18 protein-coding genes and 1 tRNA gene are annotated in these 14,778 nt (G+C 58.5%); 10 read left to right on the forward strand and 9 right to left on the reverse strand.

Annotated features, from left to right (window positions below; genetic code table 11):
* Positions 1 to 81: 81 nt before the first annotated feature.
* On the reverse strand, positions 82 to 834 hold the full coding sequence (locus GS632_RS21975) for a hypothetical protein (RefSeq protein ID WP_216601719.1): 753 nt from the start codon (positions 832 to 834) through the stop codon (positions 82 to 84).
* 200 nt (positions 835 to 1,034) lie between these two features.
* On the opposite strand from GS632_RS21975, the gene GS632_RS06265 reads away from it, so the two are divergent.
* Both GS632_RS06265 and GS632_RS06270 read left to right on the forward strand, forming a co-directional pair.
* A complete protein-coding gene (locus GS632_RS06265; protein ID WP_171237728.1) occupies positions 1,035 to 1,790 on the forward strand; it encodes a 3-hydroxyacyl-CoA dehydrogenase in 756 nt (251 codons plus the stop codon).
* A gap of 27 nt (positions 1,791 to 1,817) precedes the next feature.
* Positions 1,818 to 2,348 (forward strand): sugar O-acetyltransferase, encoded by a 531-nt coding sequence (locus GS632_RS06270; RefSeq protein WP_253284433.1) that lies wholly within the window; start codon positions 1,818 to 1,820, stop codon positions 2,346 to 2,348.
* Here GS632_RS06270 and GS632_RS06275 read toward each other — a convergent pair.
* From GS632_RS06275 to GS632_RS06285, 3 genes are all read right to left on the reverse strand, one after another.
* Positions 2,345 to 4,153 (reverse strand): ABC-F family ATP-binding cassette domain-containing protein, encoded by a 1,809-nt coding sequence (locus GS632_RS06275; protein ID WP_253284434.1) that lies wholly within the window; start codon positions 4,151 to 4,153, stop codon positions 2,345 to 2,347. The two genes, GS632_RS06270 and GS632_RS06275, sit on opposite strands and share 4 nt — an antisense overlap.
* Before the next feature lie 67 nt (positions 4,154 to 4,220).
* On the reverse strand, positions 4,221 to 4,961 hold the full coding sequence (locus GS632_RS06280; RefSeq protein WP_171721471.1) for a GNAT family N-acyltransferase: 741 nt from the start codon (positions 4,959 to 4,961) through the stop codon (positions 4,221 to 4,223).
* A gap of 100 nt (positions 4,962 to 5,061) precedes the next feature.
* Positions 5,062 to 5,535, reverse strand: coding sequence for an outer membrane protein assembly factor BamE (locus GS632_RS06285; protein WP_171237731.1), 474 nt, complete (start codon positions 5,533 to 5,535; stop codon positions 5,062 to 5,064).
* Positions 5,536 to 5,620: 85 nt separating this feature from the next.
* Between GS632_RS06285 and GS632_RS06290 the strand changes: the two genes are divergently transcribed.
* From GS632_RS06290 to GS632_RS06325, 8 genes are all read left to right on the forward strand, one after another.
* Entirely contained in the window at positions 5,621 to 6,157 is a 537-nt protein-coding gene (locus GS632_RS06290) for a DUF177 domain-containing protein (protein WP_171721472.1), read from the forward strand.
* A gap of 205 nt (positions 6,158 to 6,362) precedes the next feature.
* A complete protein-coding gene (rpmF, locus tag GS632_RS06295; protein WP_008756996.1) occupies positions 6,363 to 6,569 on the forward strand; it encodes a 50S ribosomal protein L32 in 207 nt (68 codons plus the stop codon).
* 24 nt (positions 6,570 to 6,593) lie between these two features.
* Positions 6,594 to 7,682, forward strand: coding sequence for a phosphate acyltransferase PlsX (gene plsX, locus GS632_RS06300; protein ID WP_171234439.1), 1,089 nt, complete (start codon positions 6,594 to 6,596; stop codon positions 7,680 to 7,682).
* A gap of 21 nt (positions 7,683 to 7,703) precedes the next feature.
* Positions 7,704 to 8,675, forward strand: coding sequence for a beta-ketoacyl-ACP synthase III (locus GS632_RS06305; RefSeq protein ID WP_171237733.1), 972 nt, complete (start codon positions 7,704 to 7,706; stop codon positions 8,673 to 8,675).
* Between the two features lie 96 nt (positions 8,676 to 8,771).
* Positions 8,772 to 9,074, forward strand: a complete 303-nt coding sequence (gene ihfA, locus GS632_RS06310) for an integration host factor subunit alpha (protein WP_152458234.1) — start codon at positions 8,772 to 8,774, stop codon at positions 9,072 to 9,074.
* Positions 9,075 to 9,092: 18 nt separating this feature from the next.
* The gene (locus GS632_RS06315; RefSeq protein ID WP_171721473.1) at positions 9,093 to 9,698 is read left to right on the forward strand and encodes a MerR family transcriptional regulator; all 606 of its coding nucleotides are present in this window, start codon (positions 9,093 to 9,095) and stop codon (positions 9,696 to 9,698) included.
* A gap of 61 nt (positions 9,699 to 9,759) precedes the next feature.
* Positions 9,760 to 9,836, forward strand: a tRNA-Pro gene (locus GS632_RS06320).
* Positions 9,837 to 9,897: 61 nt separating this feature from the next.
* Positions 9,898 to 10,977: a 2'-deoxycytidine 5'-triphosphate deaminase gene (locus GS632_RS06325; protein WP_171237735.1), complete on the forward strand. Its 1,080-nt coding sequence runs from the start codon at positions 9,898 to 9,900 to the stop codon at positions 10,975 to 10,977.
* 3 nt (positions 10,978 to 10,980) lie between these two features.
* Here GS632_RS06325 and GS632_RS06330 read toward each other — a convergent pair whose 3' ends face one another.
* From GS632_RS06330 to GS632_RS06350, 5 genes are all read right to left on the reverse strand, one after another.
* A complete protein-coding gene (locus GS632_RS06330) occupies positions 10,981 to 11,196 on the reverse strand; it encodes a hypothetical protein (protein WP_171721474.1) in 216 nt (71 codons plus the stop codon).
* 65 nt (positions 11,197 to 11,261) lie between these two features.
* Positions 11,262 to 11,912: an SMC-Scp complex subunit ScpB gene (scpB, locus tag GS632_RS06335; protein ID WP_171179788.1), complete on the reverse strand. Its 651-nt coding sequence runs from the start codon at positions 11,910 to 11,912 to the stop codon at positions 11,262 to 11,264.
* Entirely contained in the window at positions 11,905 to 12,699 is a 795-nt protein-coding gene (locus tag GS632_RS06340) for a ScpA family protein (RefSeq protein ID WP_171179786.1), read from the reverse strand. The genes scpB and GS632_RS06340 overlap by 8 nt, the downstream gene beginning before the upstream one ends.
* Positions 12,689 to 13,696 (reverse strand): beta-N-acetylhexosaminidase, encoded by a 1,008-nt coding sequence (gene nagZ, locus GS632_RS06345; protein WP_171721475.1) that lies wholly within the window; start codon positions 13,694 to 13,696, stop codon positions 12,689 to 12,691. The genes GS632_RS06340 and nagZ overlap by 11 nt, the downstream gene beginning before the upstream one ends.
* Positions 13,693 to 14,748 (reverse strand): SPOR domain-containing protein, encoded by a 1,056-nt coding sequence (locus tag GS632_RS06350; RefSeq protein WP_171234445.1) that lies wholly within the window; start codon positions 14,746 to 14,748, stop codon positions 13,693 to 13,695. The genes nagZ and GS632_RS06350 overlap by 4 nt, the downstream gene beginning before the upstream one ends.
* Between the last annotated feature and the right edge of the window lie 30 nt (positions 14,749 to 14,778).

Consider the following 14,778-nt stretch of genomic DNA (forward strand, 5'->3'; position numbering starts at 1 on the left):
TCGCCCGCCTCTATGCACCTAAGACACAACTCAAACGGCCACCTGACGGTGGCCGTTTCTTTTTGAAGAACCTGGCGGAGCTTAACGGAGACCCCTTCCGCCATTGCCGTTTCCGCCACCGCCGTTTTGGGCACCGTTGCCCTGGCCATTGTTGCCGCCACCGTTGCCAGTGCCAGGCCCAGAGCCCCCGGTGTTCCCCCCGCCATTACCGGGGTTCCCGTTGTTGCCGTTTCCGTTACCAGGGCCGCCGTTTCCACCGCCGCCGTTGCCACCGTCTCCACCGCCGCCGTTGCCACCGTCTCCACCGCCGCCGTTGCCGCCGTCTCCACCGCCACCGTTGCCACCGCCGCCGTCTCCACCGCCGCCGTTGCCACCGTTTCCACCGCCGCCGTTGCCTCCGTCTCCACCGCCGCCGTTGCCTCCATCTCCACCGCCGCCGTTACCGCCGTTTCCACCGCCCGGCGATCCTGGATTTGCAGCATCCGCAAACGCCTCACCAAGCGGTTCAGACCCTCGGCTTTCACCACGATTATTGCTTAACCCCGACAGGCTTGCCGTCGGCAAATCCGTCAAAAGCGAGGCAAGCCCCGGACATTGCGACCCGACAACTTGCAGCGTTGTTTCAAAATCCGACCGTCTCTGAAGCCTCTCCAGAAAACTCGGCGTCACCTGAACGCAGTCACACAACCCCGCGTAATCCCCGGCATTGGCCAGGCTTCGGGCCGTTTTTCTAGTACAGACTTCCGGTGCAGCAGATGCACTGCTAATCATCACCAATCCCAAAACAGGCGCGACAAAAACCGCACCCAGCGCTTGTTTCTTACTCGTAACCATATCGGCACCTCCTGGCGAAAAAACACATGACGGTCCAAATCTCTTCGCTCACGAAAAGGCGCTTTTTCGTAGGACCGGATTAATTTGTCTTCAGGAACGGAAGCGCAGCCCGGATGGACAGCGTCTTCATCAAAGGTATGGACACCGCACCCGCGAACCAGTTATTGAACAAGTGTTCATATCTATGGGAGGAGTTCACCATGCACCTGTCCACCACAGCAGCACTTGTCACCGGCGGCGCGTCCGGCCTCGGCGAAGCCACGGCCCGCCATTTTGCCTCTGAGGGTGCACAGGTCACGATCTTGGACCGCGACGTAGAACGTGGCACGCAGGTCGCCGCCGAGATCGGCGGGCATTTCGCGCAGACGGATGTGACCGATGAGGATTCGGTGGCCGCTGCTGTAGGTCATGGCATGGCCAAGATGGGCAAGATCACCGCAGTCGTGAATTGCGCGGGCATCGCGTATGGCATCAAAACGGTTGGCAAGGAAGGCCCCCACCCTCTGGATGCCTTCCAGCGCACAATCGACATCAATCTGGTTGGTACGTTCAACGTCTCACGTCTGGCCGCTGCCGAGATGTCAAAGAATGACCCCGAACCAGACGGCGCGCGGGGCGTGATCATCAACACGGCCTCTATCGCGGCATATGACGGCCAAAAGGGTCAGGCGGCCTATGCAGCATCCAAAGGCGGCGTCGTCGGCATGACCCTGCCGATGGCCCGCGATCTGGCCTCGACCGGCATTCGGGTCATGACCATCGCGCCGGGCATCTTCATGACCCCGATGCTGGCGGGGCTGCCCGAAGAAGTACAGCAGCAACTCGCCGCCGACGTCCCGAACCCGGCCCGTTTAGGGGACCCGAAAGAATACGGACGGCTGGCCGCATTCATTGTCGAGATGGGTTACCTGAACGGTGAGGTCATCCGCATCGACGGAGCGCTGCGGATGCGCTAAATCTGTCGCATGTCGGAACGTGAAAAAATGCAGTCCGGACAGTGGTATTGCTGTCTGGACCCAGAACTGGACGAACTTCGTGCACGGGCAAGAGGTGCGGTTCACGCGCACAACACCAGCCCACCTGACGCACGCGGCGCGATGGCACCCGAGCTGCGTGCCTTGCTAGGTCAAGTAGGTGAAGACTGTTTCCTCGAAGCCCCGTTTCATTGCGCCTATGGGATGAACATCCATCTGGGCAAACGGGTTTATTTCAACGCCGGTTGCGTCGTTCTGGACACCGCCCTGGTGCGGGTCGGAGACGACACGATGTTTGGCCCCAATGTCCAGATCTATTGCGCCCAACATGCCAAAGACCCGGCTGAGCGGGCCCAAGGACTGGAAATCGGCTTACCAGTCACAATTGGCAAGCATGTTTGGGTGGGCGGAGGCGCAATTCTGTTGCCCGGTCTCTCTATCGGCAACAATGCCACGATTGGCGCAGGCAGCGTCGTTACCAAGGACGTTGCCGCCGGAGAGACCGTAGTGGGAAACCCAGCAAAAAGCCCGAACCGCTAAGCGCTTTCAGACTTTTCTTCGAGCATTAGCCACTCTTCCTCGGCCGCCGACAGCTTTTCCTGCCGTTCAACCAGCGCCTCGGTGGCCTTCTGGAACTTGACAGGCTCACGGGTGAACAGCTCGGGGTCAGACATCAGTTCTTCCAGCTTGGCGATCTCGGCCTCAAGACGCGCAATCTCGTCAGGCAATTTGTCCAACCGGTGCTTTTCCGAGAAAGACAGACCCGACTTCGGCTTAGCCTCTTGCTTGACCTTTGGCTTTGAAGCTTTTGCTTTTTCTTCCTTTTTGTCGCTCACATCACCGCGTTGCGCGATGTAATCCGACCACCCACCGGCATAAACCGTGGCACGACCATTGCCCTCCATCGCAATGGTCGTCGTGGCCACCCGATCCAGAAAATCCCGGTCATGGCTGACCAAAAGAACCGTGCCGTCGTAATCGTCCAGAAGCTCTTGCAACAAATCCAGCGTTTCGACATCCAGATCGTTGGTCGGTTCGTCCAGCACCAGAAGATTCGAAGATTTCGCCATCAACTTGGCCAGCAACAAACGTGCTTTTTCCCCACCAGACAAGGACTTAACGGCCGCTCTTGCCTGCCGTTCGTCGAACAGGAATTCCTTGAGATACCCAACGACGTGCTTTGGCTGTCCGCCCACCATCACCTGATCGGCCTTACCCGACACCCGCATTTCGGGATCTCCGGTCAAGCTATCCCAAAGAGACATCTCGGGATCCAGTTGAGCACGCGTCTGATCAAACACCGCAATTTCAAGATTCGTGCCCAGCGACACCGTACCTTCGTCTGGCTGGACCTGCCCCAACAACATCTTCAGCAGCGTGGTCTTACCCACCCCGTTTGGCCCAACAAAGGCCACGCGATCACCGCGCTGCACCAGCAGATCAAAACTCCGAACGATCTGCTTGTCCTCAAACCCTTTGAACAGCCCTTTGGCCTCAATCACTTTACGACCCGATTTCGGCCCGGCCTCCAGCGTCATGGCAGCCGAACCCTGACGCTTGATCTGCGCAGCCTTTTCGGCGCGCAGAGCCTGCAGTGCCCTAACCCGGCCTTGATTGCGCTTGCGTCGGGCGCTGATGCCCTCAACCGCCCATTTGGCTTCAGACTTGATCAACCGGTTAAGCTTGTGACGCTGCTGATCCTCTTCTTCCCACACCTTGTCCCGCCAGGCCTCAAAAGCGTCAAAGCCCTGCTCTTGCCGCCGCACCGCGCCTCGATCGATCCAAAGCGTTGCCCGCGTCAACGCCCGTAAAAAGGCCCGGTCGTGCGAGATCAGCACAAAGGCGGCGCGTGTTGCGCCAAGCTCGCGCTCAAGCCAAGCAATGGCTTCAATATCCAAGTGGTTTGTGGGCTCATCCAACAACATCAGATCCGGTGCTTCAGCCATCAACTTGGCCAAGGCCGCCCGCCGCCGTTCGCCACCCGATGCCGTCTCAACAGGGCGAGACGGGTCAAATTTCAACCCTTCGCCAGCGCGCTCAACCTTGTACAATTCGCCCAGTTCCAAACCGCTGGACGCATAATCCCCCAGCGTCGCAAACCCTTCCATGGTTGGGTCTTGCTCCATGTACCCCACGGATTTTCCCGGCGGCACAACGATCTCACCTTGATCGGCTTCGACCAGACCCGCCATCACTTTCATCAGAGTCGACTTCCCCGACCCGTTTCGCCCCACCAAGGCAACGCGGTCGCCGGGCTGGACTACCAGATCAAGGTCGGAAAACACCGGATCGCCCCCGAAGGTCAGGGAAATGCCGGACATCTGCAACAAAGGAATTCTCGCCATGCCCGCCAGCTAAACCGGCTAGGCAGGCGCGTCAACGCCCCTGCTTCTTCTCGTCAAAAATACGGAATCATTCGGCCACCGCCCTCAGCAAACGTTTCCGCGCCGGGGGAATCGCCCCAATCTCCAGCCCGGTGAACACATGCAGCGTGTTCATGTGCCGATCTACAACCGCGTGATCACTGACCCAGCCGCCCATCAACAGGTAAGTTCGCAACAAGGGCGGCATCCGTAACATGGCCCGTTTCACATCCGGTCTGCGCCGCAAACGCGCAGCAAAGCGAAACACATCCGGTGCCTTCACCCGCGGCAACCAGCGTTTAGGCGCAAGATGGCGGTCTTTAAGCATGGCAAAAGCATCCAGATAGTGCTCGGTCTCGGTTCCTGCAAAAGACGAACAACCAAACAGCATCTCAACACCATTTTGGTCCACATATGCCGTCATCGCCCCCCAAGCGGCTCGCAGGATATCTGCGTCGTTACAACCGGGGTGGACGCAAAACCTGCCCATCTCGACCATACGACCGGAAAAACCTGCCAGCGCTGAAAGATCATAAAATTGTGCCGAATAGCTACGCCCGATCTCGCGCCCATGATCCATGGTCAGCATCCGAAAGCAGCACACCAACTGCTGCTCATCGCGCATGTCTTCGACCAAGACATGGCTGCACCGTACATCCAAAGCGTCGCTGTCTAATTGTTGCGTGCCAAACGCAAATGTACGCAACGCCTGCGCGGCGTTGATATCCACTGCCGATTGCGCCAATCGGGCGCGATAGCGCCCTTTGCTCAACAGTACCGCTGTCGCCACGGTCGCATCCTCCACGGTTGCTGACCCATTGTTGTCGTCGTGACCTCGCTAACACAAGACATGTGACTGTCTTGTGACCCGCACACTGCAGAAGACAAAATTAGTTGGCGCCCGGAATATTGGCCGGGTTGAAGTTGCCGATATTGCCAAGCAGCTGTCGCAGGAAGCCTTTGTCCTGAACGTTGGAATCGGTCACACGGCGTTCCAAGGGAATAACCAGGCCGTCTTCAAGGCCAAAGCGCTCGATATTGCTGACGACGCCACGCTGGTCAAAGCTGATAGCGACCAACTCGCGCGATACAACCTCGGGCCGTTTCGGGCCGTAGTGGCGCACCCGCGAGCGGACATAGTAAAAGCCTGAATCCCTCACCACACCCGAAGCGCCCGGAGCGCCGATGGCTTTTTCCACGGTGTCGCGCGTGTCGACACCAACTTTGATTTCGGCCAGATCCTCGGCCGGCGGCACGTAACCGTGATTCTTGAAGATTGGCGTACAGGCCCCGATCGCGGCCAGACAGGCAACAAACACAAGCGATTTCGTCGCTGGTTTCAACCGGTTCATTACCTTCAACATGCGCACCCTCTTGCCTTGGCCTTCTGCGGCTTCTATCCGATTACAGAAACCGCTGCCACGGTTCAACACATAGAAAGGCTCACAAATGAGCAACCTTACATCACTTCGAGTGGCCGATCTGCCTCAGAACGCTCCAACTCCGTTCGATCTGCGCCCCTCTGCCGCTTCGTTGGACGAGATTCGGCAAGATCTGGGATTGCTGGGTTTGCGCAAGCTCAGCTTTGTCGGAGAGGTCCGAGCGCAGGGCAAGCGCGACTGGGTTCTCAACGGCAAACTGGGCGCCACTGTCATCCAACCCTGCGTCGTGACCCTCGACCCTGTCACAACCCGTATTGATATCCCGGTTCGTCGCACCTTTCTGTCCGATTGGACCGACCCGGATGAACCCGAGTTCGAGATCCCCGAAGATGACGAATCCGAGCCGCTGGGTCCCGAGATTGACCCGGCATTGGTCATGGTCGAAGCGCTGTCGCTGGCTCTGCCGCAATATCCGCGCCAGGACGGGGCAGAACTGGGCCAGGTCGGCTATACAGAGCCGGGCAAACCGGCAATGACCGACGAAGACGTCAAGCCGTTTGCCGGATTGGCAGGATTGCGCGATGCGCTTAAAAAAGACGAGTGACATCAAACTGATTTCCTGTCATAGCAGGCGGTCAGAAAAATCGCTTGAACATGACGAGAATCGCAGTATTTTCGCGCGCTCATCGGATTTTGGGTTGGACATTGCGAGGCGGGTCGCCTAAACGCGCGTCAAACCACGATAAACGAAATATGAAACCCCGGTCGGCGGCGAATCTGCTGACCCTCAGTAGACAAAGGTTGAGACCATGGCCGTCCAACAGAACAAAGTTTCCAAGTCGCGTCGCAACAACCGCCGCGCACACGACGCTCTGGTTGCTGCAAACCCGAACGAATGCCCGAACTGCGGCGAGCTGAAGCGCCCCCACCACGTTTGCGCATCTTGCGGCCACTATGACGACCGTGAAGTCGTCGCTCAGGCCGACGAAATCGACCTGGACGAAGACGCAGCCTAAGCCTGATTGAGCGCAGGCCAAGGCATGACTGAACAGCCCACGCACGCCGGACGGATCACCATCTCGGTCGACGCTATGGGTGGGGACGAAGGTCCAGCAGTTGTTGTTGCTGGCTTGGCGAAATCGGCCGATAAGAACCCGGATATTGGGTTTTTGCTGCACGGCCCGGAACAGGTACTGCGAAAGCTGGTCGCCAAACGGCGTGTCCTAGAAGGGCGCGTCGTTTTTCGTGATTGTCCAGACGTCGTCACGATGGCGGATAAGCCCAGCCAGGTTGTACGCAACGGCAAGCAGACCTCGATGTGGTCCACCCTTGAGGCCGTGCGCCGGGGTGAGGCACATGGGGCGGTTTCCTGTGGCAACACCGGAGCGTTGATGGCGCTGTCGATGATGCGCTTGCGCAAATTGCCGGGTGTGAACCGCCCGGCAATTGCGATTCTGTGGCCTTCGCGCAACCCTCAGGGTTTCAACGTGATGCTCGACGTGGGCGCAGACGTCCGCGCCGACGCCAAGGATTTGCTGCAATACGCCCTGATGGGCGCTTCTTACGCGCGCAATGGCATGGCGCTGACCCGGCCCCGGATCGGGTTGCTGAATGTCGGCACCGAAGAGCACAAGGGTCGCGCCGAGTTGAAAGAAGCGCATGCGATGATCACTGAATTCGCAGAGCAGGCAAATTTCGATTTTGTGGGCTTTGTCGAAGGCAGCGACATCCCCGGTGACAAGGCAGATGTCATTGTCACGGATGGGTTTACAGGCAATGTTGCAATCAAGACCGGCGAAGGCACAGCCAGCTTGATCGGCGACCTGCTGCGTCAGGCTTTTAAGTATTCTCCGCTGTCACGGCTGGCGTCTATCCTGGCCATCACATCGCTGAACCGCCTTAAAAAACGCATCGATCCACGACGCGTGAATGGCGGTGTTTTTCTGGGACTGAACGGCACCGTGGTGAAATCTCATGGTGGCGCAGATGCGACCGGTGTGTCAGCCGCAATCAAGCTGGCCTTTACGTTGGCGCAATCGGGCTTTTCCGAAAAATTGGCCGCGCGGGTTGCATCCACAGCCCAGCTTGCACAAGATGCCGCGCAAGCTGCGCCGCAGACCGAAAAATAATCAAAAAGGCAGTACCCCAACATGGCAGGCCGTTCAGTTGTAGTAGGTGTCGGGCATTATTTGCCGGAACGCATTGTTCCCAATTCCGAGTTTGAGAAAACGCTGGACACAACCGACGAGTGGATCCGAACGCGATCGGGCATTGAACGCCGCCATTTCGCAGCCGAGGGTGAAACGACCTCGGATCTGGCGACAAAAGCTGCCGAGGCGGCTTTGGCAGATGCCGATTTGAGCGCAGACGACATTGACGCCATCGTCGTAGCGACATCGACTGCTGATCTGACCTTCCCGTCTGCGGCAACCATGGTTCAGGCCCGGCTTGGCATGACCAAGGGTTTTGCCTTTGACGTACAGGCCGTCTGCGCGGGGTTCGTTTTTGCACTTTCCAACGCAAATGCGCTGATTGTTTCGGGTCAGGCCAAGCGCGTACTTGTCATCGGCGCCGAGACGTTCTCGCGGATCATGGACTGGACGGATCGCTCTACTTGTGTCCTGTTCGGCGACGGAGCCGGAGCTTTGGTGTTGGAAGCTCAGGAAGGTAACGGCACCTCTGAGGATCGCGGTATTCTGGCAACCGACCTGAACTCGGACGGCCGCTACAAGGATCTGCTGTATGTTGATGGCGGTGTTTCAACGCAATCCACCGGGCATCTGCGTATGCAAGGCAATCAAGTGTTCCGCCATGCCGTTGAAAAGCTTACAAAAACTGCTGAAGCCGCGCTCGAGCGTGCGGGCCTGACCAACGCCGACGTGGACTGGATCGTGCCGCATCAGGCCAATATCCGCATCATTCAGGGCACCGCCAAGAAAATGGGCCTGCCTATGGAGAACGTCGTGGTTACGGTTCAGGATCATGGCAACACTTCGGCCGCATCGATTCCGCTGGCCCTTTCGGTGGGCAAACAGCGCGGGCAAATCAAGACCGGCGACCTGATCGTGACCGAAGCAATTGGCGGCGGACTGGCATGGGGCGCGGTTGTTCTGCGCTGGTAACCGGCGCAAACCGGCTTACACAGCCGCCTGCAATTCATTGATATTGACAGCGAATTTGCCATACTCATATGCTTTGACATCAAAAGGGGAAATGGCATGGGCGATAAAACACTGACTCGAATGGATCTGAGCGAAGCCGTCTTTCGCGAGGTTGGGCTTTCACGAAACGAAAGCGCACAGCTGGTTGAGAGCGTTCTGAACCACATGTCGGACGCGCTGGTGCGCGGTGAGCAGGTCAAGATTTCATCCTTCGGCACGTTCAGTGTACGCGACAAGACCGCCCGTGTTGGTCGCAATCCTAAAACCGGTGAAGAAGTTCCAATTCAGCCGCGCCGCGTGCTGACTTTCCGCCCGTCGCATCTGATGAAGGATCGCGTCGCTGCCGGGAATCGCAAGTAACCCCGAGGTCGCGCGGATATGAGCAAGTCTCCCGACGCGTTTCGCACGATCAGCGAAGTTGCGGATTGGCTTGGTGTTCAGGCCCATGTTCTGCGTTTCTGGGAAAGCCGGTTCACGCAGGTGAAACCGGTCAAACGGGCGGGTGGACGCCGGTATTATCGCCCCAATGACATGCGGCTTTTGGGCGGGATCAAAAAGCTTCTCCACGAAGACGGAATCACCATAAAAGGCGTGCAGCGAATTCTGCGTGAACAAGGCGTGGCGCATGTTGCGTCGCTATCGCAATCCTTGGACGACCCGTCCCCGGCCCCATCCTCGCCCCTTGAAAACACAGTGGTGCCTTTCGAGCCGAAACCTGCACCAATCACGGAACAGATCCATTTGGATTTGGGCGAAACATCTGCGCCGAAGGTAAAAGAGGATGCTCAGATCGACGCTGCACCAGCGGCCAACCAGCAGCCGGTTGCAGAGCCCCAGCTTGACGCCGCTCCGATCTTGGGGGGAATCGCCTCGTTGGCGTGGAACCGGGCAGAGTTTGACGACGACCTGTTGCGCCGCATCGCACCGATTGCAAAAGACCTGCGTCACTGGCTGGATCGTGTCGAGACACAGGCGACGGGTTAGGAAAAAAGGCAGTGTTTTCCTCTTGCCCCTGCCGGGAAAATCTTTATGAACACCCCAACGTCGGGCTATGGCGCAGCCTGGTAGCGCGTCCGTCTGGGGGACGGAAGGTCGCAGGTTCGAGTCCTGCTAGCCCGACCAAATCACACCGACGTTTATGGCACACAGGCCAGATCCCGCTCTGGCACCAGAGGGGATCGAGATGACAGGTGTTTGCCCAAACCAACAGATTGAGGCGATGATCGCGCGCGGCGAGATCACGGCCAGCCCGGACGTTCTGCCTGCTCAGATTCAACCAGCAAGCCTTGATTTACGTCTGGGAACAGTCGCTTACCGCGTCCGCGCTTCGTTTCTTGCAGGCGAAGGGCGAACCGTCGAAGATCGTTTGACCGAGTTCGAGATGCACCGCATCGATATCACGGACGGGGCCGTTCTGGAAAAAGGTTGCGTCTATCTAGTCCCGCTAATGGAATCAATCGCCCTGCCCGACGATATGAGCGCCGTGGCAAATGCCAAAAGCTCGACCGGGCGGCTGGACCTTCTGACCCGGACTATCACCGATGGCGGCACCGAGTTTGACCGGGTGCCTGCTGGATACGCAGGCCCACTCTATGCCGAAATCTGTCCGCGCTCGTTCTCGGTGCTGGTCCGTCCGGGCATGCGTCTGAATCAGATTCGCTTCCGTCAGGGTCAAGCCGTGCTCTCGGACGCTGAATTGAAAGCCTTACATGCTGAATCGCCACTGGTCGACGGCCCTGCTGTTATTCAGGACGGACTGGGTTTCTCAGTGGATCTGCAGCTTCCCGAGACCGATCTGGTTGGCTACCGCGCAAAACCTCACACCGGGGTCATCGATCTGGATCGTATCGGCGAATACGACCCGCAGGATTATTGGGAAGAAGTGCGCACCAAGGATGGTTGTATTATCCTTGATCCTGGTGCGTTCTATATTCTTGTCAGCCGTGAAGCAGTACATATCCCGCCAATGTACGCCGCTGAAATGGCACCTTATCTGGCGATGGTTGGCGAATTCCGGGTGCACTATGCCGGGTTCTTTGACCCCGGCTTTGGCCATGCCGCCGCCGGCGGGGCCGGATCGCGCGGTGTTTTAGAGGTTCGCTGCCACGAAGCACCTTTTGTGCTGGAGCACGGACAAGTTGTCGGGCGTCTGGTCTATGAGAAAATGGCCGAAATGCCGACGCAATTGTACGGCGCGGGCATTGCATCAAACTATCAGGGTCAGGGCCTGAAACTGTCCAAGCACTTCAAGGCTGTTGGGTAAGTTCTAGAATTTCATGAACCTGCGCATCTGCTGGCTCATCTTCTCGGCCTGCCGAAGCTTTTGGGCATGATCAGATGAATTGGCGTGCTTTGGCCCCTTGGATGTGGCGTCGCCCTTGCCCATGCGACTGGCCATATCAATGCCCTTGTTCACGCCTTTGTTGACCAGTCGGCGCATGACCTGACGCACAATCATATCAATGATCCGATTTGCATTCATTGCTCAACTCCCTGTCCTCAGGGTTAAAGATAGGCGCTTTATGCGGCAACAAAAGGGCTGCGCAATCACTCTTCCTCGAACAGCTCGGTCTGATCTTCGTCGGCCTCGTCCTCACGCCCTTCACCCAGGGGAATGGCACCCGGCGGAGGCCGGTTTTCGAGAAGCCCAGCCGCCCGAAGTTCTTTCAGGCCAGGCAGGTCACGCGCGTTTTCCAGACCAAAGTGATCCAGGAATTCTGGCGTTACAACAAAGGTCACAGGACGACCCGGTGTCATACGACGGCGGCCCAGCTTGATCCACTCCATCTCCAAAAGCTGATCAATGGTTCCGCGCGAAACCGAAACCCCACGGATTTCCTCAATCTCGGCCCGTGTACAGGGCTGATGATAGGCGACGATGGCCAGAGTTTCGATCGCTGCGCGGCTCAGCTTGCGGGTCTCGACCGTTTCCTTCTGCATCAGAAAACCCAGATCCGGGGCAGTCCGAATGGCCCAGGCATCGCCCACACGCACCACGCGCACGCCACGCCCTTCATAGCGTTTCTGAAGCAATTCAACCGCTTGCGCCGCATCGCTTCCGTGGGGCATCCGGGCCTCCAGATCCGCAATTGTCACCGGCTCAGAACTGGCAAACAGAACAGCCTCGACCATGCGTTCCTGTTCCGCCAGCGGAGGAGCTTCGAACAGAGTACCGGTCTCTTCAGGGGCGTCAGTCACGTGTCTCGGTCCTCTTTCGCAGATGGATCGGAGCGAATGTCTCGCTCTGTTTCATCTCCATATGTCCTTCTTTCACCAGCTCTAACGAGGCCGCAAAAGTTGCCGCCGTTGCGGACCTGCGGCGCACCGGGTCGGCGTCCCAGCCCTCCGGCAGGTACGTCTCCATGTCGGTCCACGCTCCGGCAAAGCCAATCAACGGTCGCATCCGTTCCAGCGCTTGTTCCATCGTGAAGACCGAGTCGCGATCCATCACAAAGGGGCGGAATTCGTCGCGGGTGCGGATACGGGCGTAACCCTGCATCAAATCCAGCAGCGTGGCGGAATAGGTTACAGTGCGGATACGGGTGATATCTTCGCCCTGCCCGCGCTTGAAGAAATCGCGGCCCAACTGATCGCGTGCCATCAACCGCGCAGCCGCATCGCGCATGGCCTGAAGGCGTTCCAGCTGAAACGCCAGATGCGCAGCCAGTTCCTCGCCCGATGGACCTTCGTCATCGGGGTCCGGAGGTAACAGCAACCGGGATTTGAGAAAGGCCAGCCACGCGGCCATCACCAGATAGTCGGCGGCCAGTTCGATCCGCAGCGCACGGGCCTTTTCTACAAAAGCCAGGTACTGCTGCGCCAGCGCCAGAACCGAGATTTTCCGCAAGTCCACTTTCTGCGTACGCGACAAGGTCAGCAGAACGTCCAGTGGTCCTTCGAACCCGTCGACATCAACAATCAGCGCTTCGGCCGCAAGACGATCCGCGACCGAGACAGGGTCTTCGCTAAAGAGGTTATCGTTCATATACCTGCCCGCCCATTAGGGCAGATAGTTCCGCCTCGGCGGCGGGGATGTCAAGTTCCTGAGGAGGTTTGCGCATCGCCAGCGCCCGTTCTGCGCGGGCTTGTGCCTGATCGGTCATCTCTCCGGCACTTTCCATCACTGCGGCACGATCTGCAAAACTGCCATTGCAGTGCAGAACAACGTCACAGCCTGCCTGAATGGCCTGACGTGACACGTCCGACGGTGTACCGCTCAGCGCTTTCATCCCGATATCGTCGGTCATGATCAGCCCTTCAAAGCCGATCTTGTCGCGGATCACACGCATCATGGTGACTGAAATCGTGGCTGGTTGGGGATCGATTTGATCGTAGACCAGATGTGCGGTCATCCCCATCGGCAAATCGTTCAGTGCACGAAACGGCGCGAAATCACTGCTGTCCAATTCGTCCAATGACAGATCGACATGAGGTAAGTCGTAGTGGCTGTCCAGCGTGGAACGGCCATGTCCTGGCATGTGTTTGATTACAGTCAAAACGCCCCCGTGCAAATGCCCCTTTGCTACGGCCCTGCCAATTTTGGAAATCTGTTCAGGATCAGAAGCGTAACAGCGATTCTTGAGAAAAGCGTGCGTATCAGTACGCGCAACATCGACCATGGGGGCGCAGTTGCTGTCGATCCCAAGACTGAACAATTCATCCGCGATTAGGCGATAGCGCAGATACATGGCTCGCTCGGCCTGATCGCCTGCACGGGTCACATGATCCAAGGGTGGCAGCCATTCGCGGGCCAAGGGCGCGCGCAAGCGCTGCACGCGCCCGCCTTCCTGATCAATCGTGATAGGGCAATTGCGCCCGACCGCCTCGCGGAAATCATCGCACAAGGCGCGGACTTGATCGGCGCTTTCGATGTTGCGGGCAAACAGTATGAACCCGAAGGGGTTCATTTGGCGAAACAGGTCCCTTTCTTCCTGCGTCAGACGCAGCCCTTCGGCATCGGTGATCGTGGCGCCAAACTTCACCGGACGGCGACCGGGATACAGTCTGCCCCTTGTGCGACCAGCGCGGCACAGAACTGGCGCGAGTCGCTCAGGTCTTCAAATCCCAAAACACGCAGGCGGTAAAAGGTTCGACCGCCGCTTGAGGTTTTCTGGATAACCCGTTGTTTGTCAGCCATATATTCCCCGAATCGACCACTTAGGCGATCCCATTCGGCCTGCGCCACCTGCGAGCTGTCATAGGCGCCAAGCTGCGCCAGTCGGGTGCCCTTGGCCAACGTGTCGGGGTCAACATCCAACCCAACCGCAGCCTTGACGGCGGCGTTGATGGCGCCCTCAGACGCCTCGCTGGGCGAGATTTGACTGCGCGCAGGGCGTTTAACCGGACGCAAAGACCTGCGAACCCCTGGCAATTCAGCAAGAGCCGGATCCGGCAAAGCCGCTGCAAAATCAACAGGATCAATTGCCGGCTCTTCCTCGGGCGTGGCCAGTGACGCTACTTGCGTCCCGTCTTCGAATTCCTGCTGGGTCTTGGCCGCCTCACCCGCAAGTTCAGCCACCAACGCGTCCACCGCACTTTGGCGCAGACGCGCGGCTTCCTGGGTCGTGATCGGCTCTTCCACCACATGCAGCGCCGGAGTTGGCTTCAGATCGCTGCCAGGCAAATCTTCATCGGTCAGCGACACGGGGCGCGGTGCAAGGATCAGGCGATCAGCCGGGGCCGCGGCGGTGCCTCTGGCGGCAACTGCATTGACGGCCAGACCCTGGTGATCTGCGGGCGTCCCGCCCGGGTTTTCCGGTTGGACGCGCATTGGACCTTCGGCGGCACGTACCACGGGCACGCCGCTCACATCCCGCATGACCAGTTGATAGCCCCATACTCCTACACCAGCGACCAACGCCAATGAGGCGACGGCCCCAAGAACGTTTACGACCCGGCCCAGCCCATACGTGCCGCGCGGTGCGTCATAATCTTGCATATCGTCGGGGTAATCATACGCATCCTCAGAATACGCTTGATTCGGGTAATGCATCTGCTCGGGGCTTTGCTGCCCCGAGTAATCGTAACTCGCCATGTCCGCCTCACTGCCCGTTTCGCACCTGAA

It is taken from the genome of Ruegeria sp. HKCCD7296 (assembly GCF_013110775.1).
Lineage (GTDB): Bacteria > Pseudomonadota > Alphaproteobacteria > Rhodobacterales > Rhodobacteraceae > Ruegeria.